The sequence below is a fragment of the Streptomyces sp. JLBG701 genome, assembly GCF_058544905.1.
The window spans coordinates 7051052-7073178 of the sequence record NZ_CM178588.1 but is presented as its reverse complement, the minus strand read 5'-3'; the positions used below and the strand labels follow the sequence as shown (position 1 = coordinate 7073178).

Below are 22127 nucleotides of genomic sequence, written 5' to 3'. Positions count from 1 at the left end.
GTGTCACAACCTGCCATCGCAGAAGGGCTGTTGGCCTGGACACCGGCCAACGGGCTGACCCCGGCCCAGTCGTCCGAGGGGCGGCTGCTCGTCGCGGACTCCTGGCTGGTGCGGGACGGCAGGGTGCGCGGCCTCGAACGGCACCGGGAGCGCTTCCTGCGGTCCTGCGGCGAGTGCGGCGGACCGCCGTTGCGCCGGCTGCTGGAGTTCTGGCGGGACGTGACGGCCGCGCTGCCGCGGACGGGCGAGTGGTTTCCCCGGGTCGAACTCGTCGCCGGTTCCCTGGAGTTGCGGCTGCTGCTGCGGCACGCGCCGCCGCTCGGGACGGGCATACGGGTCTGGGCGGAGGGCCAGTCCGATCCGCGTACCGTCCCTCGCCGCAAGGGCCCGGACCTGGAGACCCTGGCCCGGGTCCGCAGGCGGGCCTCCGGCGAGGGTGCCCAGGAGGCGGTGCTCGTCGCGCCCTCGGGTGTGGTCCTTGAGTCGGCCACCGCGAGCGTGCTGTGGTGGGAGGACGACATCCTGTGCCTGCCTCCCCCGCTGCTGCCCCTCCTGCCCGGAGTGACGGTCGCCCTCATCCAGGAACGCGCCCGCCGCGACGGCATCCGCGTCGCCCACCGCCAGCGGACCGTGACCGGCCTTGACGGCCATGAGGTGTGGCTGGTCAACGCGCTGCACGGAATCCGTCCGGTGACGGGCTGGACGGGAGGAACGATCGCGGCCGAGCCTCCGGTGGTGCGGGCGGAGGAATGGCGGAAATGGCTGGACTCGCTCATGGAGCCGCTGCCGGAGAATTAGGGAAGCGAAACAGGGGAGCAGGTAACGCGAATTACGGGCACCGATAATTGATACCGATGCCCGCATTCTGCGCTACTTCTTTGGCTGATAAGCCCCCGGCACCATTCGCGTCGCGATGGCGATGCGGTTGTACGCGTTGATGACGGTGGCCGCCCAGATCAGTGCCGCGATCTGCGCCTCGTCGAAGACCTCGGCGGCCTCGGCGTAGACCGCGTCCGGGACGTGTCCGTCGTGGACCAGGGTCACGGCCTCGGTCAACGCAAGTGCCGCGCGCTCGCGTTCGGTGAAGAAGGGCGTCTCCCGCCAGGCGTTCAGGGCGTAGATCCGCTGCTCGGTCTCGTCCGCCGCGCGGGCGTCCTTGGTGTGCATGTCGAGGCAGAACGCGCAGCCGTTGATCTGCGAGGCGCGGATCCTGATCAGTTCCAGGAGTTCCGGTTCGACCTTGGCGTCCTGGGCCGCGGAAACGGCGGCGGCATGCAGGGAGCCCATCGCCGCGGACACGTCCGGGGTTACCTTCTTCAGGGCCACACGGGATATGGAAGAGGAATCGCTATTGGTCATGGGGCGACTCTATCCGTGCGGTTCTGTCCTTGCGGCCGTATTAGGGAATGGGAAATGGGAAACAGCGGGAAAGGGCGTCCAGCGCACCCGTCCACGCATGGTCCGGCGGTGTCCCGTAGCCGACGACGAGCGCGTCCTGCCGCTCGACCGTCGCTTCCGGGTGCCGGTATCGGTGCAGCCCGTGCACGGCGAGGCCCTGCCAGGCCGCCGCCCGCAGCGCCGCCTGCTCGGTGCCCGGCGGGAGGCGCAGCACGACGTGCAGGCCGGCCGCGATGCCGGTGGCGTGGACCTGCGGGGCCCGGCGTGCGAGTTCGGCGATCAGCGCGTCGCGTCGGCGCCGGTAGCGCAGCCGGGCGGCGCGCACATGGCGGTCGTAGGCGCCGGAGACGATGAACTCGGCGAGCGTCAGCTGGTCGAGGACCCCGCAGCTGTCCACCCCTCCCTTGGCCTTCGTCGCCTCCTCGGCGAGGTCCGGCGGCAGTGCCAGCCAGGCCAGCCGGAGGCCGGGGGCGAGGGACTTGCTGGCGGTGCCCGCGTAGACGACGCGGTCGGGGTCGAGGCCCTGGAGGGCGCCGACGGGCTGGCGGTCGTAGCGAAACTCGCCGTCGTAGTCGTCCTCGACGACCAGGCCGCCGGTGCGCCGCGCCCAGTCGACGACGGCCGCCCGGCGGTCACGGTGCAGGGTGCCGCCCATCGGGAACTGGTGGGCGGGGGTGAGCAGGACCGCGGCCTCGCCGGTCAACTCCCCCGGATTCGTGCCCCGTTCGTCGAACGGCAGCGGGACCGTGCGCAGTCCGGCGCCCGCCAGCAGGTTCCACTGCTCGTAGAGGCCGTACGACTCCACCGCGACCGTGCTCCCTCCGCGCGCCCGCAGCACCGAGGCGAGGATGCGCAGTCCGTGCGAGATGCCGGCGCAGACCAGCACGCGTTCGGGTTCGACGCGCACGCCCCGGGCCCGGGCGAGGTAGCCGGCGAGGGCGATGCGCAGTTCGATGCGGCCGCGGGGATCGCCGTAGTCGAGGGCCTGGTACGGGGCCGCGGTGAGGGCGCGGCGGGCCGCCTTGAGCCACTCGGTGCGGGGGAAGGAGGCGAGGTCGGGGGTGCCGGGGGCCAGGTTGTAGGTGGGGCCGGGCTGAGCGCGGCGGCGTGGCGCGGGGGGTGTGGGTTGCGGAACCGGATTCTCGGCCACCCGTGTGCCCGAGCCCTGGCGGGCGGTGAGCCAGCCCTCGGCGACCAGGTCGGCGTAGGCCTCGGCGACCGTATTGCGGGCGATCGCGAGGTCGACGGCTAGGGAGCGGGAGGAGGGGAGGCGGGTTCCGGGGGCCAGGCGGCCGGTGCGGACGGCTTCGCGCAGGGCGTCGGTGAGGCCGCGGCGGACGCCCGCACCCGTCCGCTCCAGGTACAGGTCCACACCCAGAGTGGCCCAGGAATTCAACATGGAAATGGACCATACTCCTGGGCCGCCTCGCTCATAGGGTCCGGAGTATGAGCACAGACGAGACCATTCCATACGCCCCTGAACACGCCCCCCGCCTCAGCTGGGCCGAGCATGCCCCCGAGGTCTACAAGGCCATGGTCCGGCTGGACGCGGCCTCCCGGCGGGGGCTCGACCCGAAGCTGCTCGAACTGGTCAAGATCCGTGCCTCGCAGCTCAACCACTGCGCGTTCTGCCTCGACATGCACAGCAAGGACGCGCTGGCGGCCGGCGAGAGCGTCGAGCGGATCGTCCAGCTCGCCGCCTGGGAGGAGTCCCGGCACTTCTACACCGAGAAGGAGCTCGCGGCGATCGAGCTGACGGAGGCCGTGACCGTCCTGACCGACGGGTTCGTGCCCGACGAGGTGTACGACACCGCCGCCAAGCACTTCGAGGAGGCCGAGCTGGCGCAGCTGATCGCCGCGATCACGGTGATCAACGCGTGGAACCGGTTCGGGGTGACCTGTCGTATGGTCCCGGGGCACTACACCGCCGGGGACCACAAGTGACGGTCGGCGCCCTGCCGGTCCGCGAGGTGGACGCCTTCCGGGCCCTGCACCGGCGCCGGTCCCCGGGTGATCCGCTCGTGCTGCCCGGCCCCTGGGACGCCGCCAGCGCCCGGGCGTTCGCCGAGGCCGGTTTCCCGGCGCTCGCCACGCCCAGTGCAGGGGTCGCCGCCTCGCTCGGGTACGCGGACGGGGCGACTCCGGCCGACGAGATGTTCGCGGCGGTCGCGCGGATCGTACGGGCCGTGGATGTGCCGGTGTCGGCGGACGTCGAGGGTGGATACGGCCTCGCGCCCAAGGAGTTGGTGGAGCGGATCCTTCAGACGGGGGCCGTGGGCTGCAATCTGGAGGACTCCGAGGGCGGGGTGCTCAAGGACCCGCGGGCGCATGCCGATTGGCTCGCCGAGGTGCGGGCCGAAGCCGGGGACCTGCTGTTCGTGAACGCTCGTATCGACGTCTTCGAGTACGGCGACAGCGATCCCGAACGGGCCATCGAGCGGGCCGCGTTGTACGTCGCCGCCGGTGCCGACTGCGTCTATCCGATCGGCGCCCCCGTCGACGTACTGCCGCTGCTGCGGTCCGGTATCCAGGGGCCGGTCAATATGTTCGCCCGGCCGGGTGCGGGCCCCTCGCCCGCCGAGCTCGGGGAGCGAGGGGCCGACCGGGTCACCTTCGGGGCGGGGCTCCAGAGGCGGGCCGATGCCGCGGTGCGGGAGATCGCGGCAGGCCTCGTAGCAGGCCTCCAGCCGACTGCACATGCGGGCAAATGGGGCGAACCGTAGCCTGAGGAGTGATGCGCACCACGGAGGTGACGCCATGGCCAGTCGAACGCTGACCTGCGTGGCGGCAAGCGTGGTCCTCGCCCTGTCCCCTGCTCTGGCCGCAGCGGACGACGGGGCCGACCTGACCGCCCAGGAACTCTCCGAGCAGGCGAAGGACAACCTCGTCGACGCGAAGTCCGTCCACCTGAAGCTGACGGACCGCGGCGCGGACACGAGCACCAGCACCACCCAGCCGACGTCGATGGAGCTCTCGCTCGACCGGGACGGCAACTGCGTCGGCTCGATGGACATGGGCGCGGACGGCGGCAGCGTCGAGATCATCAAGCAGGGCGACGAGGTGTGGATGAAGCCGGACGCCGCGTTCTGGAAGACCCAGATACCGGGCGGCGGGGGCGACACGGTGGCCAAGCTCTTCAAGAACCGCTACATCCACGGCTCCACCAGCGACGCCATGCTCAAGGGCATGGCCGACACCTGCGACCTGGACGCCTTCCAGCAGGACCTCGACACCGGGTCCTCCGGCGGCAAGTCCCTGACGAAGGGCGAGGAGACGACCCTCGACGACACCAAGGTGATCCCCCTGAACAGCACGGAGGACGGCAACAAGGCGACCCTGTACGTCACTTCGGACTCCCCGCACCGCCTGGTCGAGGCCACGATGAAGGGCGACGGCACGGACATGACCCTGGCGTTCTCGGAGTACGACGAGCCGGTCCCGTCGGAGACACCGTCGCCGGACGAGACGGTGGACGTGGGGAAGCTCCTGGAGGAGTTGCAGACCTTGTAGACCCGAGATTCTTTGACTAGGGTCAAAGAATTATGGAGCCAGTATCGGAACCCGTATCGGCGGACCACGTCGCGGCCTTCCGTCGCTTCAACCGCTACTTCACGCGCCGCATCGGTGCGCTGGACGACCACTACCTCGGCCAGGACCGCCCGCTCGGCGAGGCCCGTCTGCTGTTCGAGATCGGCGACGGGGTGTCCCTGCGCGAGCTGAGGAGCCGACTCGGCCTGGACGCGGGCTACTTGAGCCGGATGACGAAGTCGCTGGAGACCCAGGGCATGGTCCGCGTCACCGTGCACCCGGCCGACAACCGCCTGCGGATCATCGAACCGACCCCGGCCGGACAGGTCGAACTGAAGGAACAGCAACGCCGGGCCAACGCCCTCACGGCAGGCCTGCTGGGCGGGCTGAGCGCGGACGAACGCAAGCAGCTGACCGAGGCGATGGCCGTCACGGAACGCCTCCTACGCCTGGCCGGCATCACCGTAGAACTCGTCGCCGGCGCCTCGGACGACGCCCGTGCCTGCCTGGACGCCTACGCCGCCGACATCGACGCCCGCTTCCCCGAGGGCTTCGACAAGTCCGACCTGGTCCGCCCGGAGGAGGTGTCGGGAACCGCCGGGGCGTTCTTCGTGGCGTACGAGGAGGGCCGGGCGGTGGCCTGCGGGGCGCTACGGCGCCTGGAACCCGGCGTCGGCGAGATCCGCCACGTGTGGGTACACCCGGAGGCCCGCCGCCTCGGGCTGGCAAGGCGGATCCTCGGCGAACTGGAACGGGAGGCCGCTGCCCGGGAGTTGAACGTGGTACGCCTCGACACACACGCCACGCTCACCGAGGCGCAGGCGATGTACCGGGCGAGCGGCTACCGGGAGATCCCGGCGTACGTCGACCATGTCTACGCCCACCACTGGTTCGAGAAGCGGCTGACAGGTCCCCGTTAGGACTGCGGGGTGAGCTCGGCGAGTTGGGCCTGGACCAGGGCGGCGGGGAGGGTGAAGGCGTCCCCGGTGGCCTGGGAAGCCAGATTCGTGGCGGGGAAGTAGCCGATAGTCCCGCCTTCCCGAACCACGACCACCTGCACGGGCCCGTTCGTCCCGTCGACGGCGACGGTCAGAGTTGCCGCGATCACGTCGTCCGCGCCGTCGGTGCCGGCCGGCGCTGCCGTCTTCTCGGCCTTGACGGTCTTCACCGGGTTTCCGCCCGCCACCGTGTACACGAACCCGCCCGCACACTCCCGCACCGCCCGGCCGATCCCGGTCATCACGGCCTTCGCCGCCGCCTCCTGCTCGTACGAGGCCAGCGAAACGAAGGAAGTCGTCGCATCCAGGTCCGCCCCGGACGTCTCCTGCGGCCCGATCCACATCCGCCGCACCACCGACACCGGCGCCCCCAGCACCGACCCGGCCTGCACTGCGGCCAGCGGCGTACACACCGCCTTCTTCGCGACCACCGTCCCGGCATTGGGGAAGTCCAGGTCCGACACCTGCGCCGTCACCGTCCCCCCGGCGACCACGTCCCCATCCGCCAGCGCGACAGCCTCCAGCCCCTCCGGCGACAGAGCCACCACCCCCGCACTCGCGTCCCCGCCCGCCGCGGCCGACACCGACGCCTCCACGGAAACAGCGGCCGCCACGTCGTCACCGTCCGTGTTGCTCTCGGACTCCGAACAACCCGTCACCAAGGCCAGCGCCAGCACTCCGGCCACCGCAACTCCGCCCCGCCGCACAGCACTTCTTCGCATCTTCCCTCTCCTCGCTCCCGAACCGTGAGCCGGTCAGGCCAGCTTGTCGGCCTGGGCGGTCACGAGGTCGGTGGGGAAGGTGAAGTCCTCGCCGGAGGTCATGGCGGCCACGTTGGCCACCGTGAAGTGGGCGAGGGTGGCGCCGTCGCGGAAGACGACCACCTTCCATGGGGCGTCGACGCCGTCGACCGGGGTGACCGCGGTGAACGCGACCGCGTCTTCACCGGCCTTCGGCGCGGTGCCCTTGGTGACCTTGCTCGCGTCCAACTGCTCGCCACCGGCAGTCCATTGGAAGCCGCCCGAGCACGCGGTGACCGCGTCGGCGACGGCCTTCAACGCGGCGGTGGCCTCGTCGGCGCTCGCGTAGGAGGCGAGGGTCACCATGCCGGTGTTGATGTCCAATGACGCTGCTTCGGAGGCGGCACTGGTCACCCGCCGGTGAACGGTCGCCGCGGGCTCCCCCACGGCGGTCCCGGCCACCGCACGCCCCAACGGCGCACACTCCTCCCCGCTCACCTTCACCCCATCCGCGGCCGTGATCTCGGCCTTGGTGGGAGTGGCCACCTCATACCCCGTCAGATCCGCCTTCACCAGCGCCGCCGTCTCCAACTCCGCGGCGGTCAGCGGCTTGACGGCGGAGGCGGCAGCGGAGATCTCGGCAGCGGACGCCGACGGGGAGACATCGGTGGCAGCGGAGCTGCCGGAGTCACCGCTGTCGGAACCGCCACAGCCGGTGAGCACCGCGAGGGACACCAGGGCGGAAGCGGCCAGGGCACTCGTACGGGCGCGGGCGGTGGAGCGAGGGTGGCGTATGCCGGAGTTGTTCACGATGTGCTTTGTTCGCTTTCCCTGTCGTACTGCCCATGGCTGACACGCCGCCAGCCAAACCTGTTCTCACGCCACGCCCTTGTTGCCGTCGGCGTTGCCGCGCGACGCTACTTCCGCATCCTTGAATTCACCACAAGCAGCCGCTCGCGACTGGCAGCGCGATCGCTGTCTCGGAGCTGGATGAGCGAACCATCGATATCGACATCAACGAGCATCGCTCGACGCTGATATTCGCGTTCACCTTCAAAGAAGGTCCCTTGCGGAATATTCCTGTCCAGCTGCCCCAGTGCAGTGAGGCTGGCATGGGCACAACGCACCGCGTCCTCGGCATCACCATTGGCGCGACAAAGGGCCGCATAGCGCATACAAAGAACCCCGTAGAAGGAGTAGATATCATCTACGTTCACGAGCCCCTCTTCAGAGGGCTGAAGTTCTGCAAACCTCTGCAGTGCTTCCACGCGAGGGGAGAATTCACTGTCCGGCTGGTCGAGGGTCCAAATTTCTTCCAGGACTTCCAGATAGAGATCGACATCCTCGGCACGGCTGGGATCTGTACCCCGAAGTCCCGTGAAGAGCTGCGCCATCCGCTCGGTACAGCTCGCAACGAACACAGCAAGCCTGACACGCTCGCTACCTCTCAGGGATTCTGCAACCGCCGCGTCCACTACCATTCGAAACTCCTCTGGCGCGTCGTGGTCTTGAAGCTACCCGGGAAGATGTTACCCATCATCTTGCCGCCTTCCCCTCGGATGAACGCAGCACAAATCCTGAGACACACATTTCTCGACGTCCCTCCGGCGATCGGCGTGTATCCAAACGCCTTTGCGTACAACAAGGCATTCTGCTCAGCATGCGTTCCCGGAATGTTGGGCACGTGCATCTCGCCTGGACGGAGAGGAACGGACATCTGGGCAGGTGTCAAACCATCTCCACTGCCAGCAATCAGGTCTACTCGACCGTGAGGAGTTTGCACCCGCACCACAGCCACAGTGCTGACGTTATCCCGGACGAACTCATCTGGCTCCGCGGAATGGATTTCGCTTGCACGATCAGACAGATCGCAGTTGTGGACGAGTACCGGTGCGGCGCCCGCCAGCACATAGTACGTGTGGACGTTGCTGACAGTCAGGTCGTGCGTGACCTGGGTCTTGGTATACCGAGCGATCGCGGTGATCTGGACGTGGGTGCCGGTGCTGGTCTGGAGCCACTGGCCCGACTTCAGGTCCTCGCCCTCCACCCAGGTGCCGTCGGTGGGATCGGCGGCGGGGTCGGTGACCCAGAAGGGGTGGGTGTCGGTGGTCGTCAGCTTCGACGTCGTGCCGTCGGCCGTCTTGACGGTCAGGACGGTGAAGTCCTTGTCGTCGTAGGTGGTGATGGTGGCCGTGGCGGTCTCGGTGCCCGAGGTCGTCGAGGTCTCGGGGTCGTTGGAGGCCACCTGGTCGCCGTTCTTGACCTCCTCGATCGGCTTCGTCGTGCCGTCGGCCATCAACACCTTGGTGCCGGGCAGGAAGCTGTGCTTCCTTTCGCAGGACCCGCCCGATCCGCTGTCGTCGACGTCCGTGCTGTCCCCGCCGTCGGCGTGGTTGTCCTTCGCCTTCTTCGCGCCATTGGACTTGGCGCCGGCGGATGCCTTGGTCTGTTCGGCCTTGCCGGCCGTGCCCTTGGAGCCGGTGCCGGTTTTCTTCTTCGCGGCGGCCTTGGCCGCCAGGGCTTTCTCCTTGGCCTTCTTCAAGGCCTCGGCGGCCTTGCGTTTTGCTTCGGCCTTGGCTCGTTTGATGGCGGCCTTCGCGGCCTTGAGGCTGGCGATGGTCTTGCGGGCTACGTCCTTCGCCTTGTTCAGGGCCTTGATGCCGCTGATGATGCGGTCGACGACCTTGGCGACCTTGTAGGCGAGCTTGAAGACCTTCGCCCAGGGGATGGCGTCGATCAGGAGGGAGCCGCAGGCCCACAGGTCGCCCTGGGTGAAGCAGCTGACGACGTCGTTCCAGCCGATGAACTCCTTGAACAGGGCCCATCCGTAGGTCCGCACGATGTCCGTGACGGACCCGGACAGGATCTTCTCCTGGGCGGCGATCTGGGCGTCCAGCGCCGCCTCGGCCGCGTCGAAGGTGGAGGCGGTAGAGGTCAGGCCGGTGGGGTCCGCGTGGGTGACGGGGTTGTTGTTGGAGTAGTTGTAGCCGTTGGCCTGGAGGGGATCCGTGAGGTCCAGGACCGGGTCGGCGGAGAGGAAGCGGCCCGTCGTTGGGTCGTACTCGCGCGCCCCCAGGTGGGTCAGGCCCGTCGTGTTGTCGTCGGTGCCGCCGACATAGCCCGTGTTGGTGTGGAAGTTGGCGCTCTCCGTGCGTTCGTTGCCGTACGGGTCGAGCCTTGAGAATTGGGTCTGGTTGCCGGTGGTGAGCTTGATCTCGGCCATCGGCGTGCCGTGATGGTCGGTGACCAGGGCGTACAGGTTCGACTCACCCGTACCCCGGCGGATCACCGTGGGCGCGCCCGGCTGGGCGTAGGACCGCTCGACGTAATTCACCGCACCCGTGGAGCGCAGCGAGAGGGTGGTGTCGTCCAGGTACAGGGTCCGGTCGTTGGCGGTGGTGGAGATGATCCGGTTGCCGAACGCGTCGTACAGGTAGGACGTCTCGTCGGCCGGGTTCCAGGCCTGGGCGGTGCTGCTGTCGCAGGCGCCCAGGACGAGGTCGACGCCGGTGGTGGTGGAGTTGGACGGGGAGACGAGGCACATCGAGGTGGCCGCGTACTTCAGGGCCCCGGTGGAGGTGACCGTCCACTGCTGGGCGGCGGTGTCGTCGCAGGCCGCGACGACGACCGCGGTACCGGCCGCGGTGGCCTTGCCCGCGGGCTGGACGCACACCCCGACCACCTGCAGCGCGCCCGTGGTGGCGGTGTCGGTGGTGACCGCGTCCTCGATGCGGAACTGCTCGGCCTTGGTGCCGTTGCACGGCCACATCTGGATCGCGGTGCCGGTCGTGGTGGACCCCGAGGAGAGGTCCATGCACATGCCCGCGTTCAGCCCCGAGGTGTAGGCGCCCTTGCCGGCGGCCCCGAAGCCCGTGACCGTCTGCGCCTTGCCGTCCCAGGTCCAGGTGATGCCCTGCTCGTCGCCGCCGATCGTGCGGGAGGTGGTCTGCCCCAGGTCGTCGTACTCCAGGGCGGATGCCGCGGTCACCTTCGAACCGGCCGCGTTGGTGTACGTGGACTGCATCGAGGTCAGGGTGTGCGGCTGGGCCACTCCCGAGCCCGACGTGGCGTCCTCGGTGCCGTAGACGTAGGAGGTGGTGGAGTCGGCGGCGGTGTTCACCGACCCGTCCAGCAGGAACGACACCTTGGCGTTGTGGGTGTTGAGGGTCTTGCGGTTGCCCAGTTCGTCGTAGGTGTACGACTGCCAGTACCCGGCGTTGGCGGCGGTCACATTCACCGTGCCGTCGGTGGCGACCGGCACCGTGCACTCGGTGCGCTGGGTGGTCCAGGCCTCGGTGAGCTGGCCGATCCCGTCGTAGGTGAAGCACTGGCGGTCCACGACGGCCGCGTAGGTGTCGGTGGTGGAGGTGATGTTGCCCGACAGGTCGTAGGCGTAGGTACGGGCGTTGACCCGGTGCCCGGTCAGGCCCGAGGTCGCGTCCGAGGTCGACTCGCGGTCCACCAGGGTCGTCTCGGCCTGTCCGGTCGCCTCGTCGAACAGGTTGGTCGTCCACACCCGCGAGCCCTGCTCGCCGGAGGTGGTGCGCAGGACCTCTCCGTACACGCTGTAGGAGGTCTGGGAGGTGTACCAGTCGGTGCCGGAGGTGGAGACGGGCAGCCCGTCGGCGTTGTAGCGGACGATCACCTTCTCCTCGGGCAGGCCGCCCATCGCGGGGGTGGTGTAGGAGGCCAGCTGCCCGGAGTCGGTGTACGCGTAGGTGGTGGTGTAGGTGGTGGCGAAGCCCTCCGCGGTCGAGGTCAGGCCCGACGCCACCGCGGGCATGGTCAGGGTCTTGGCCGTCGGGTTGCCGTCCAGGGTGTACCCGCCGACCGAGGTGGTGTACGCCTTGCCGTCGGTGTAGCGGGTCGCCTTGGCCAGCTGGCCCACCCCGTTGGCGACCGTCGTGTCGTCGTAGGTGTACGACAGCAGGTCGGTGCCGGTGGTGTCGTCCTCGACCAGAAGGGGGCGGTCCAGGACGTCGTAGCTGGTCCTGGTGGTGAACCCCGTCTGGTTCTTCGAGGTCTCGACCCGGCCCAGGGTGTCGTAGGTGAGGGTGGTGGTGCCGGTGTCGGGGTCGGTGGAGGTGAGCGGCTGGCCGATCGCGTTGTAGGTGGTCTTCCAGACGTTTCCGGCACTGTCGGTGACGGTGGTCTGGTCGCCGCGCGCGTCGTAGGCGTAGCGGGTGGAGTTGAAGTCGGCGGCGGTGAAGGAGTTGGCCGCGGCGGCGGACTTCGAGGAGAAGGTGTCCATCCGCGTGGTGCGGCCCAGGCCGTCCACCCAGGTGCGCGAGGAGGCCGAGCCGGTCGGCTGGACGACGGTGGTGTAGTCCAGGCCGTAGAGGTAGGTGGTGGTGCGGTTCTCGGTCTTCGTGCCGTCGGTGTCGGTGGTGCCGTCCTGGACGTACGAGTTGTAGACGGGGGTGATGGTGGTGGTGCGTCCCAGGCCGTCGTACGTGTACTGGGTGGCGTTGGGGATGGTCGCGGTGGAGAGGGCGGCGAAGACCGAGGTGTCGGGGGTGCCGTCGGTGTAGTAGGCGTTGTTGGTCGAGCTGATCTGGCCGTTGCCGTTGTAGAGGGTGTCGGTGATCAGGCGGCCCTTGCCGCCGACCGCGCCGGTCTGCTCCTGGCGTACCCGGCCGAGGCCGTCGTAGATGACGGTGGTGTCGGTGTAGGTGCCGTCGTCCTTCAGGCCCGAAGTGACCACCGAGACGGGCTTGTTGGGGTCGGTGTTGTAGACGAAGGTCGCGTTCGGCTTGCCGGTGGTCTGCTCGTCCCAGGTCCTGGGGGTCTCGTCCTCGTCGGCGAGGGGCGGCAGGTCCTCCTCGCACACCGGCCCGTAGGTGGTGTTCGGGGTGGTGCCGGCCTCCCAGCCCGCGCACACCCGGCCCAGCGGGTCGTAGGCGACGTAGGAGATGTTGTTGTTGGCGTCCTTCTCGGTCAGCCCCACCCCGCGGCCCGGGTCCAGGGTGGAGGTCGAGGACTGGGTCTTGGCGTTGGTCGAGGTGACCGAGTACACCTGCCCCTCGTCCGGGGTGAAGGTGATGGTGTCCTTGTTGTCCTGGTAGTCCTTGGAGGAGATCACCCGCCCGTAGGGGTCATAGCCCGTGGTGGAGGACGGGATGGTGTTCCAGGAGGTGCCGGCCGCGACGGGGTCCCACACCTTGGTGACCTGGCCCTTGGTCAGGGTCTGGCTGGTCGAGGCCGCGGTCGCCCCGTCGTACGCCATTTTCGAGGCCGACAGCAGGGTCGACGCGGTCGACGAGGACAGGCTGGTCGCGCAGGTCGTCCCGCTCACCGAGATCGTAGAGGAGACCAGGCCGATCAGGTTCAGCGAGGTGTCGTTGACGTAGGACGTGTAGGTGCAGGACTCGTCGCCGGTCACCCCGAGGTCGCCGTTGGAGACGACCTTGGTGGGCAGGCCGTAGGAGTCGTAGTCGGTCTGGGTGGAGACCGTGCGCAGGGGGGAGTCGTCGTCGCCCAGGCCCGAGGACCTGGTGACCGTCTTGGTGGTGTCGAGGGTGACCCGCCAGGCGTACAGGTCGGGGTCGTCGGTGATCACACGGGTGGTGTCGGTGTCGGCGACCCCTCGGACACGGGTGGCGAGGACCGTCGGGTCGTCGGGGATGTTGACCGTCCGCGACACCCAGTCCGCGGCGGAGGACCCGTCCGCGTAGACGAGCGCCTCGGCGGCCATGCCCGCGTACGCCTCTTTGTCCGCCTTGATGGTCGATCCGGCGGCGTCCACCATGGTGATGTCACGCGTCTTCCACACCGCGCTGGTCCCGCTGCCGGAGACGTACAGGTCGTCGTCCATCCCGCGGAAGTAGCGGGTGGCGGTCTTGGTGGCCTTGGAGGAACCGTCGGCGATGTCCGAGCCAACGGTGACGGTGACCCGGACATAGCCGCGCCACTGGTCCCAGGTGCGGGTCTTCTTCCGGGTGCCCTCGGCCCGGTTGTAGGCCCACAGCGCCCCGTCGACCGCGTCACCGAAGGTGGCGTAGACGTAGGTGGTGGTCTTGTCTGCGACGCCGGTCATGTTCGGCATCTCGACGACCTTGTCGACCACGTACTTCTGGAACCAGGAGATCTTCTCGTCGGACAGTTCGGGGTCGGCGTGCCAGTACACCGGGAAGCACAGCAGCTGGTTCTCGTCGTAGTCGGGGAAGCCGGTGCCCGTGGCGCAGGCCCCCTTGGGCGTGGAGTAGGTGACCTGGGTTTCGCCGCCGTACTCCGAGACCACCGTGTCGATCCGCAGCCGGTCGAAGGTCGGGCCGTCGTCGGTGGAGCTGGTGGGTATCCGGTTGGGCAGAAGCTTGCTGTGGAAGGACACCGGGTTCAGGGTCGCGGTGGACCCGTCGATCCCGTATCCCGTCCTGGTGATCGACTCCAGCCACAGGGCGGTGTAGTGCCCGGTCTTGTCCCAAGGGAAGGACTGCTTCAGCGACCACTTGTCCACCTTGGCCAGCGGGGTGCTGGTCTCCCCCGACAGGGCGCAGGCGTGCCGGTCGCCGGTCTCGGTCGTCGAGTTCCACGGGGTCAGGGAGGCGCCCTGGACCCGCTGGGTGCAGGAGGTCACCTGGGTGATCAGCTTGCGGGACCAGAAGGTCGGCGAGGGGGTCATGCACTCGCCTGAGGAGCCGCAGTACAGGTCGGCGGGGGTGTCGTACCAGACGTAGTTCTCCGACCAGTTGCCGGAGGTGAAGTGGTCCGAGGTGCACTCGGCCTCGGTCTCCAGGCACCGCTCGTCCGCGGTGAAGGTCATCCGGGCCAGCGGCTCGGCGGAGTACATCGTGTCGGAGCGCTGTCCGTAGTCGATGCGCTTGAGGTAGCCGCCGCGCTCGTAGGCGACGGGGCTGTCGAAGTCGAAGGCCTGGGCGTAGTGGTTGGTCTCCGACGCCCACCACAGGGACATGGCGTTGCCGTTGAGGTCGACGACGTAGTCCAGGTTCCACTTCCAGGCCTGGTCCTGGAAGGAGTTCTTGAAGGTGGCGTTGTAGCCGGGCTCACCGTCGTGGTTGGAGGCGACCGGCACGGTGAACACCGAGTCGGTGGTCTCGTCGCCGGATGCCCAGTTGGGGAGGTGGTTCAGCCCGTAGTAGTACTGGGTGCCCGCCGTGTCGGTGATGCGCCAGTACTCGCCGTCGTCGTCCCCGTTGGCCTTCGAGGTGTCTGTCAGCAGCTCGATCTTGGTGTTGTCGCCGTTGGCGGTCTTCCACACCCCGGACTGGTAGACCAGCTCGGTGGTCGTCCCGTTGAGGGTGAGCGTCGCGTTCTTGGTGCCGTAGCACAGGTCGGCGGACGTCTTGCCCTTGTTGTTCGCTCCCGTGGTCGCGTCCAGCATGCAGTTGGTGTACGTCCGGGTGATGCTGCCCGGGTCCCAGGACCAGCCCTCGCCGATCCCGGACGCCTGATTGTTCGTCGAGGACGTCTTGCCGTCCACCGACTGCGAGTTGTACGAGAAGGCCACGTTCGGCGTCGGGCCGTTCGGCACCGCGGGACCGGCCAACGGATAGGAGTAGGTGAAGGCGCCCGAGGAGGACCCCGCCGACCACGAACCGGAGGCGGGCAACGGGGTCGCGGCGAAGTCACCGCCCGCGCCGGATCCCGAGGAGGTACCCACCAGCGTGCCCGAACCCGACGAGCCGCTCGCGATGGTGCGGATGCCGGAGTCGGAGTCGGAGTCGTCCGTGGGGGTGTAGAGGGCGTTGGACACCGACCCCGTACCGGTCGCGGCGGCCGTCGTCGCCGTGGACGTGGTGGCGGTCGGGTCGGCCACCAGTGCCGCCACGTCCACCGTGACGCGGACGGTCGGCGCGAGGTCGGTGCTCGCCTTCTGGGTGGTGGTGCTCTGCCCGGTGTCCTCGTCGACGGTCGTGTCGGTGATGGTGGTGGCGACCTCGTCGTACACCACCTCGGTGGGCACCGCGGTCGGCTGCGAACAGCCCTCCACATCGGGGGTGGTGAGGAAGCAGGACGGGTACATCCAGAAGTCCAGGCGGTCCATCCACTCCGCGCCGTAGTTCTGCGAGAAGTCCGCCGCGTCCAGCGCGATGACCGCGTCGCCCGTCGCCGTGGTGGGCGGTGCGACCTCCAGGACCACGCCCTCCACACCGGCGGCGTCCGCCTCCGCGTCCGAGGCCATCCCCACCGACCAGCTGCCCTCAAGGGCTGTGGCCTCCGCGGCGGTCGCGTCCTCCGGCGCGCCGATCTCGACCGGGACCGTACCGTCCGTGGCGGTGACCTTCACCAGCTCCCCGGCCTCAAGACCGGTCAGACTGGCCGCGGCCGAACCGCCCTCGATGGGGTCGGTGTTCAGGGCCTGGAAGTCGTCGACTTCGGTAGAGGTCACCGTCTCCAGAGACTCAAGTGAAGTCGCCGTGGCGCTGTCCTCGGCCAGTGCGTCGGCCTCGGGCAGCTCCTCCAGGTCCACCCCGGTACGGGCGTCGTCCGTGGCGGGCACGGCATAGGCCACCGGCGAGGCCCCCAGCATCAGCGCCAGGAACAGGCCGGCCACCACCGCAAGTCGGGCCCGCGTGCGCCGCACCCGCCGCGCCCGCGTCGTTCTCAACGTCCCGCGCCCACACCAGGAAGCACTGCGCACCGCCGACCCCGCCCTCTTCAACCCACGCAATCCCGGAATCCCGAAACACCCTCGACAGCACGGTGTTTGGGCAGGCGGCGTCACAACACGATTGATACGAGCGCGATTTGTACATGCCGTGAGGATCTTCGGTCAATACCGGCCAGCCTTTATAACGGATAGATCACTGCACAATTAGCATGCGAGGAGAAAAAGGGCTCAACCGTGCGCAGGAATGGGCTATTTCCTCGCAACAGCACAACCCAAGAGGAACTATTCATTTGGCATGGAACAGGCAAAATACGGGTAACTTGACCTGCACATTCACCCAATTCGTCACCTCATGTCCGATCTCCCCGCCGCACGGCGAGAGTTGACGCGCCCCTTCAGGCATTTCCCCCACGCCGTCGCGCACCCACAGGTTCTCCACAGCATTTGATGCGTCTTCAAACTCTGTTCACAGGAGGGGTGATACTTCCCCAGCGATCCTCTTGCCCGTGGTGTGTCCGAAAACGGCCGGAGAGGAATTCGGGGCGGAGTTCAGAGACATGCGTGAGGGGACGGGAAACACCGTGGACGAGCAACCCACCAAGAGAGCCGGCCACCGGCGGACCAAGCCACTTGTGGCGCTGGTCGCCGCAGTCACGGCGACCGCTCTGGGCCTGGCCCTGTTGGAGTCCGACCTCGGCTTCGGCACTTCCGACGCAGGAGCGGAGAAGCCCGCCGCCAAGGTCAAGTTGGTGAGCGAGGACACCGCCCAGGACAAGGCCCGCGCCACCGGCAAGAAGGTCGAGGTGACCGCGCTGCGCGACGAGTCGTCCACGACCTACGCCAACCCCGACGGAACCTTCACCCTCACCACCCACGCCCAGCCGATCCGCGCGAAGAACGCCGACGGGCAGTGGCAGGACATCGACACCAGCCTGGTCGCCACCGAAGAGGGATGGGCCACCACGGCCTCTCCGACCCCGGTCACCTTCTCCGCCGGCGACTCCGGCAAGAGCAACGGCGACGACAACGGCGGCGTGGTCAAGTCGGGCCTGCGGCAGGCCAGTTACACCGGTCCACAGCACGCCGCCTACACCAGTGCACGGCAGGCCGCGTACGCCGCCGACGACGAGACGGGCACCGGGTCCACCGAGGAGGACCCGGCGACCCCCACCATCCCGACCACCTGGTCGGACCTGGTCACCCTCACCACCGGCGGACACGAACTGACCGTGTCCTGGCCGGGCGCCCTGCCCGAGCCCGTCATCACCGACTCCCAGGCCCTCTACCAGGACGTCCTTCCCGACGTGGACCTCCTGCTGACCGCCCGTGACAGCGGCTTCTCCCACGTGCTGATCGTCCACACCCCCGAGGCGGCGGCCGACGAGGCCCTGACCGAGCTGACCTACCGGCTGACCTCTCCCGACCTCAGCTTCCAGATCGACCCGGCCACCGACACGGTCACCGCTCACACCTCCGACGGCACCGAGGTCGCCGTCTCCCCCACCCCTCTGATGTGGGATTCCGCGGGCACCCCCGACACCACGATCGGCGACGACCCCGAACCCGCCGACGAGGCCACCGAGGCCGAGCCCAGCGCGTCGGCCTCGGAGGAGTCGGACGAGGAGACCATCACCGAGGGCGAGAACGACGAGGCCGTCATCCCGGAGGAGGCCACCCCGGACAGCGGATCAACGTCCGCGACCGCTTCCCCCGAAGCCGGTACGGGCGACGACACCGAGACCGCCGGCGCCGAGCCCGCGAGCTTCACCCGCGCGGTCCCGGCCGGCCTGTCCACAGCCGACACCCTGGCCCTGCAGGGTCTGGCCGGCCCCGTCCCCGGCACGCACGCCGCCACCGCCGAGGCCCTCCTGACCGACGGCGCCTACCTCACCGTGCAGGCAGACACCAAGCTCCTCACCTCGCCCGACACCACGTACCCGGTCTTCATCGACCCCTCGGTCTCCGGTGTCACCGACGCCTGGACCACCGCCTACAAGAAGTACCCGTCCTCCAGCTTCTTCGACGGCGCGAACTACAACACCGGCACCACCGAGGCCCGTGTCGGCTACGAGTCCGACACCTGGGGCACCGCCCGCTCCTTCTTCAGGCTCAAGCTCAAGAAAGCGATCAAGGGCGCCACCGTCCAGTCCGCCACCGTGAAGGTCCTGGAGACCCATTCCTGGTCGTGCTCGGCCCGCCAGGTCGAGTTGTGGCACACGGGCGGCATCTCCTCGTCCACCACCTGGAACAATCAGCCGTCCTGGAAGACGCTCATCACCGAGCAGTCCTTCGCACACGGCTACAAGTCCAGCAGCTGCCCGGACGCCTACGTCAACTTCAGCATCAAGTCCCTGGCCCAGTCCGCCGCCAACGGCGGCTGGACCTCCTTCACCATCGGGCTGCGCGCCAACTCCGCCTCCGGCTCAACCGCCGAGACCGACGCCTACACCTGGAAGAAGTTCAAGGCCGAGGGATCCAGTGCCCCCGCCCTGTCCATCAACTACCTCCGCGCCCCGAACACCCCCACCAACCTGGCCATCACCGCCGGCACCTGCGACACCTCGACCAGCCCCTACATCAACATCGGCAAGCAGAGCACCATCACCCTGTCCGCCAAGGCCACCGACCCCGACGGTGACCTCGCCTCCCTCTACTTCGAGTACTGGCGCACCGGTTACAGCACCACCACCAAGGTCACCAAGACCGTGACGGCCGCCACCACCACCGGCGCCGCATCCTGGGCGATCACCGCCTCCAACTTCCACACCGGCTACGACTACTCCTGGCGGGTAAGGGCCGAGGACGACGACGGCACCGACTCCGGCTGGGCCCCCACCTCCGGTGACAGCGTCTGCCGCTTCCACTACGACACCTCCCTGCCCACCACCCCCGGGGTCGTCTCCACCGTCTTCCCCGAGGACGTCGATGCCAAGGGCAACAGCGCGAACGGCAGCATCTGGTCGACGGTCACCTTCGGCACCTCCGGCGCCTTCACCTTCTCCACCACCGACACCGACGTGGTGAAGTTCGCGTACTCCTTCAACACCACCACGTACGCCAACTGGGTCTGCGCCTCCACCTCCGGCACCACCGGCGGCCCCACCGCCTCCTGCTCCACCGCCGTCACCTCGAAGACCGTCACCGGCAGTCCCACCCTGGCCGGCCCCAACGTCCTCTACGTGATGGCGTACGACGCCGCCGGCAACCCCTCCAACGCCCGCAAGTACGTCTTCTACGTCACCCCCAAGGCCGTACCGGACGGCGCCGCCGACTACACCGGCGACCAGATCCCCGACTTCGCCACCATCCGCACCGACGGCCGGCTCTACATCGAGAACATCACCAACACCGGCACCCACGTCGCCTCCGCCCAGACCACCCACGACGAGGGCACCCTCCTCACCGCCTCCACCTCCATCGGCCACTGGTGGAACGGCAGCAGCACCTACGCCCTCATCACCCACAACGGCGACTTCGCCCCCGGCGACGGCATCACCGACTTCATCGTCCGCACCCCGGACGGCGACCTCTACCTCTACCCCGGCGACGGATACGGCGGCACCGACGTCTCCCAGCGCCAGAAGATCCAGCTCCCCTCGAACGCCCCCGACCCCGCCACCCTCACCGAGATCAAGTCGATGGGCGACGCCAACGCCGACGAACAACCCGAACTCCTCGCCGTCTCCGGCGACGCCCTGTGGATCTTCTCCGGTTACAGCGGCGGCAGCTTCGCCACCGCCACCCGGCTCTCCGCCAGCGCCTGGGTGGACCGCGACATCGTCACCCTCGCCGACTTCAACGCCGACGGCACCACCGACATGATCTTCCGTACCGCCGCGGGCAACCTCTGGCTCCGCCACTCCGCAGCCACCTCCACCGGCACCACCGACTGGGCCACCCTGGCCAGCTCCGCCGTCAGCCTCGACGGCGACGACCTCTACGCCGAGGGCGGCTTCACCACCGCCACCTACCCCTACCTCTACGGCAGCCCCGGCATGACCAGCACCGACCTCCCCGACATCTGGGCCCTCACCCCCGCCGGCCTCCTCTACCGCCTCGACGGCACGGCCACCGGCATCAGCGCCACCACCTCCACCGGTAAGACCCTCACCGTCGGAGCCATCGGCTAGAGGATCACTGAAGGTGTTGTGACGGGGCTGTCCGGCCGTGGGCCGGGTAGCCCCGTTGCCATGCGGGGGTGGGATCGGCGTCATGCCACGGATGCCAGGCCAACCCCAGTTCGAGCGGCCGCGATCGTAAGCAGGCGACGACTCCGGTGCGTTTCAAGCAGGGCAGTCGGGACTCATCGTGAGGGTCCCCGAGGCAGAACCTGCTGTTCGAGCGTGGCGTGACCGACTGGACCCCTCAGCCCGTGCGGGCGTTCCGGCTCATGTCGCCGTCCTCTTCCCGTTTCTCCCCCACGACCCTGCGGACGTACTCCGTGTGGCGCTACGACCCCTCGGGCGCCGTCGAGTTGTGCGTGCTGGACCATGCGGAGGCGGGGCCCGGGGCACGGTGGGGGCGGAGCGTGAAGGTCGGCGACGAGCTCCATCTCGGCAAGCCCGAGGGGTCGTTCGTCCTGCGGCCGGACGCCACGCACCACGTCTTCGTCGGCGAGGAAACCGCGTCGGTCGCCTTCGGCGCGATGCTCGCGGCACTGCCGGACGGAGCCCACGTCTCCGGATGCGTGGAGACGGAAACAGTGTCCGACCGACTGCCGCTCCAGCACGCCGAGCGGCTTAACTGGGCGGTACGAGGAGGCACTTCACTGCCGGACGCCGTACGGCAGCTGGCTCCCGCGTCCGGCGGGGTGGCCTATGTCGCCGGGGAGGCACGGACCGTGCAGTCCGTACGGCAGTTGCTCGTACGGGAGTTGGGCTGGGACCGGCGATCCGTACTCACCAAGCCGTTCTGGGCGCCGGGCAAGCGGGGGTTGGACTGAGAAGCGGATGCCTGGGGCCGCTTCAGTCAGCTCGGTGTGAACGCCGCTCTGGCGTTCTGGAGTACCTCCTGCGTCGCGGGCCAGTCGGCTGTGGTGCCTCGGACGACCATCGCGTAGAGGCGGCCGTCGTCCGTCTGGAAGACCCGGTCGACGGCCCTCACCCGCTCGCCGATCTCCTCGCTGTCGTACTCGTAGACGAGTTCGCTCGCGTACGTCTCCTCGGGGACGGAACCCCGGCTGATCTCCGCGAAGCCCGGCTGCGCGGAGAGGCTGTCGACGGCGACGTCGAGGGCGGCGTCGGGGGTGTAGCCCGCTTCGACCACCTCGAAGATCTGCAGCAGGCTGCTCTCGTCGGGCGAGGTGTAGAAGACGACGGCTCCGCCGTCCCGCTCGCTGCGGGTCCAGGTCTCGGGGACGACGGTGGAGAAACCCGAGGGGTCGTCGACCGCCAGGTATCCGGCGGGTACGTCCGGCGACTCGGACGCGTCGGTGAACGGGGTCTCGGAGGGCGAGTCGCCGTCCGTCGGGGTGTCCGTCGGCGTCTGGATCTGGGACACGCCGGGCGGGCTCGACGAGGCGGCGCCCGCCGTGTCGTCACCGTCGTCCCCCGCCAGATCGACCGCGAGCCAGGACGCCAGCGCGGTGACCACGACCGCCGCGGCGACCGCGGCGGCGATGACCCTGCCCCGGCGTCCGCGCGGATCACCGGGCGGTACGGGGGGCGGCTGCGGCCAGTCGGTCGGGACCGCGCCGCCCGCCGTGTCCCCGGCCCACCATTGTCCCGGCGCCCCGCCACCGGAGTCGGGCGTCGTCCCCCCGGCCGTCGGTGGCCAGGCGGGTCTCACCGGCGGTGGAGGCGGGGCGGGGTGACCGCCCGCGCCCGCCACCCGCTCCCACGACTGCGTGTCCTTGTTCCACCGAACCTCGCCGGCGCCCCCGCCGCCCATCGC

Annotated in this window: 14 protein-coding genes; 7 read left to right on the top strand and 7 right to left on the bottom strand. The window is 68.9% G+C overall.

The window, feature by feature from the left end:
• The gene (locus AC5DRG_RS32805) at positions 1-798 is read left to right on the top strand and encodes an aminotransferase class IV (protein ID WP_491803099.1); all 798 of its coding nucleotides are present in this window, start codon (positions 1-3) and stop codon (positions 796-798) included.
• 72 nt (positions 799-870) lie between these two features.
• Here the strand turns inward: AC5DRG_RS32805 and AC5DRG_RS32800 are convergent, their stop codons facing one another.
• Both AC5DRG_RS32800 and pdxR read right to left on the bottom strand, forming a co-directional pair.
• A complete protein-coding gene (locus AC5DRG_RS32800) occupies positions 871-1359 on the bottom strand; it encodes a carboxymuconolactone decarboxylase family protein (protein ID WP_491803098.1) in 489 nt (162 codons plus the stop codon).
• Between the two features lie 40 nt (positions 1360-1399).
• Positions 1400-2797 carry a MocR-like pyridoxine biosynthesis transcription factor PdxR gene (gene pdxR / locus AC5DRG_RS32795; RefSeq protein WP_491803097.1) on the bottom strand — a complete coding sequence of 466 codons (1398 nt, stop codon included), beginning with the start codon at positions 2795-2797 and terminating at the stop codon, positions 1400-1402.
• 47 nt (positions 2798-2844) lie between these two features.
• On the opposite strand from pdxR, the gene AC5DRG_RS32790 reads away from it, so the two are divergent.
• Genes AC5DRG_RS32790 through AC5DRG_RS32775 form a run of 4 tightly spaced genes read left to right on the top strand, consistent with a single transcriptional unit; the run spans position 2845 to position 5846 of the window.
• Positions 2845-3342 (top strand): carboxymuconolactone decarboxylase family protein, encoded by a 498-nt coding sequence (locus tag AC5DRG_RS32790; protein WP_491803096.1) that lies wholly within the window; start codon positions 2845-2847, stop codon positions 3340-3342.
• A complete protein-coding gene (locus tag AC5DRG_RS32785; RefSeq protein ID WP_491803095.1) occupies positions 3339-4121 on the top strand; it encodes an isocitrate lyase/PEP mutase family protein in 783 nt (260 codons plus the stop codon). The genes AC5DRG_RS32790 and AC5DRG_RS32785 overlap by 4 nt, the downstream gene beginning before the upstream one ends.
• 34 nt (positions 4122-4155) lie before the next feature.
• Positions 4156-4908: a LolA-like protein gene (locus AC5DRG_RS32780; protein WP_491803094.1), complete on the top strand. Its 753-nt coding sequence runs from the start codon at positions 4156-4158 to the stop codon at positions 4906-4908.
• A gap of 32 nt (positions 4909-4940) precedes the next feature.
• Positions 4941-5846, top strand: coding sequence for a GNAT family N-acetyltransferase (locus AC5DRG_RS32775; RefSeq protein ID WP_491803093.1), 906 nt, complete (start codon positions 4941-4943; stop codon positions 5844-5846).
• On the opposite strand, the gene AC5DRG_RS32770 is transcribed toward AC5DRG_RS32775, so the two are convergent.
• The 4 genes from AC5DRG_RS32770 to AC5DRG_RS32755 all read right to left on the bottom strand — a co-directional run bounded on the left by AC5DRG_RS32770 (position 5843) and on the right by AC5DRG_RS32755 (position 16178).
• On the bottom strand, positions 5843-6646 hold the full coding sequence (locus AC5DRG_RS32770; protein ID WP_491803092.1) for a hypothetical protein: 804 nt from the start codon (positions 6644-6646) through the stop codon (positions 5843-5845). The two genes, AC5DRG_RS32775 and AC5DRG_RS32770, sit on opposite strands and share 4 nt — an antisense overlap.
• A 33-nt stretch (positions 6647-6679) precedes the next feature.
• Positions 6680-7474, bottom strand: a complete 795-nt coding sequence (locus AC5DRG_RS32765) for a hypothetical protein (protein WP_491803091.1) — start codon at positions 7472-7474, stop codon at positions 6680-6682.
• A gap of 107 nt (positions 7475-7581) precedes the next feature.
• Positions 7582-8145: a hypothetical protein gene (locus tag AC5DRG_RS32760; protein WP_491803090.1), complete on the bottom strand. Its 564-nt coding sequence runs from the start codon at positions 8143-8145 to the stop codon at positions 7582-7584.
• Positions 8139-16178, bottom strand: coding sequence for a ricin-type beta-trefoil lectin domain protein (locus AC5DRG_RS32755; RefSeq protein ID WP_491803089.1), 8040 nt, complete (start codon positions 16176-16178; stop codon positions 8139-8141). Before AC5DRG_RS32755 ends, AC5DRG_RS32760 begins: the two co-directional genes overlap by 7 nt.
• A gap of 614 nt (positions 16179-16792) precedes the next feature.
• Here AC5DRG_RS32755 and AC5DRG_RS32750 point away from each other — a divergent pair.
• Positions 16793-20365, top strand: a complete 3573-nt coding sequence (locus tag AC5DRG_RS32750; protein ID WP_491803088.1) for a DNRLRE domain-containing protein — start codon at positions 16793-16795, stop codon at positions 20363-20365.
• Between the two features lie 260 nt (positions 20366-20625).
• Positions 20626-21177 carry a siderophore-interacting protein gene (locus AC5DRG_RS32745; protein WP_491813223.1) on the top strand — a complete coding sequence of 184 codons (552 nt, stop codon included), beginning with the start codon at positions 20626-20628 and terminating at the stop codon, positions 21175-21177.
• Positions 21178-21203: 26 nt separating this feature from the next.
• Here the strand turns inward: AC5DRG_RS32745 and AC5DRG_RS32740 are convergent, their stop codons facing one another.
• Positions 21204-22124, bottom strand: a complete 921-nt coding sequence (locus AC5DRG_RS32740; RefSeq protein ID WP_491803086.1) for a serine/threonine kinase C-terminal domain-containing protein — start codon at positions 22122-22124, stop codon at positions 21204-21206.
• Positions 22125-22127: the final 3 nt, after the last annotated feature.

Bases quoted from the DNA above. Each gene is read 5' to 3' on its own strand.
- AC5DRG_RS32745 (WP_491813223.1), top strand. From the start codon at position 20,626: ATGTCGCCGTCCTCTTCCCGTTTCTCCCCCACGACCCTGCGGACGTAC.
- pdxR (WP_491803097.1), bottom strand. From the start codon at position 2,797: ATGTTGAATTCCTGGGCCACTCTGGGTGTGGACCTGTACCTGGAGCGG.
- AC5DRG_RS32790 (WP_491803096.1), top strand. From the start codon at position 2,845: ATGAGCACAGACGAGACCATTCCATACGCCCCTGAACACGCCCCCCGC.
- AC5DRG_RS32800 (WP_491803098.1), bottom strand. From the start codon at position 1,359: ATGACCAATAGCGATTCCTCTTCCATATCCCGTGTGGCCCTGAAGAAG.
- AC5DRG_RS32750 (WP_491803088.1), top strand. From the start codon at position 16,793: ATGCGTGAGGGGACGGGAAACACCGTGGACGAGCAACCCACCAAGAGA.
- AC5DRG_RS32780 (WP_491803094.1), top strand. From the start codon at position 4,156: ATGGCCAGTCGAACGCTGACCTGCGTGGCGGCAAGCGTGGTCCTCGCC.
- AC5DRG_RS32770 (WP_491803092.1), bottom strand. From the start codon at position 6,646: ATGCGAAGAAGTGCTGTGCGGCGGGGCGGAGTTGCGGTGGCCGGAGTG.
- AC5DRG_RS32760 (WP_491803090.1), bottom strand. From the start codon at position 8,145: ATGGTAGTGGACGCGGCGGTTGCAGAATCCCTGAGAGGTAGCGAGCGT.
- AC5DRG_RS32775 (WP_491803093.1), top strand. From the start codon at position 4,941: ATGGAGCCAGTATCGGAACCCGTATCGGCGGACCACGTCGCGGCCTTC.
- AC5DRG_RS32740 (WP_491803086.1), bottom strand. From the start codon at position 22,124: ATGGGCGGCGGGGGCGCCGGCGAGGTTCGGTGGAACAAGGACACGCAG.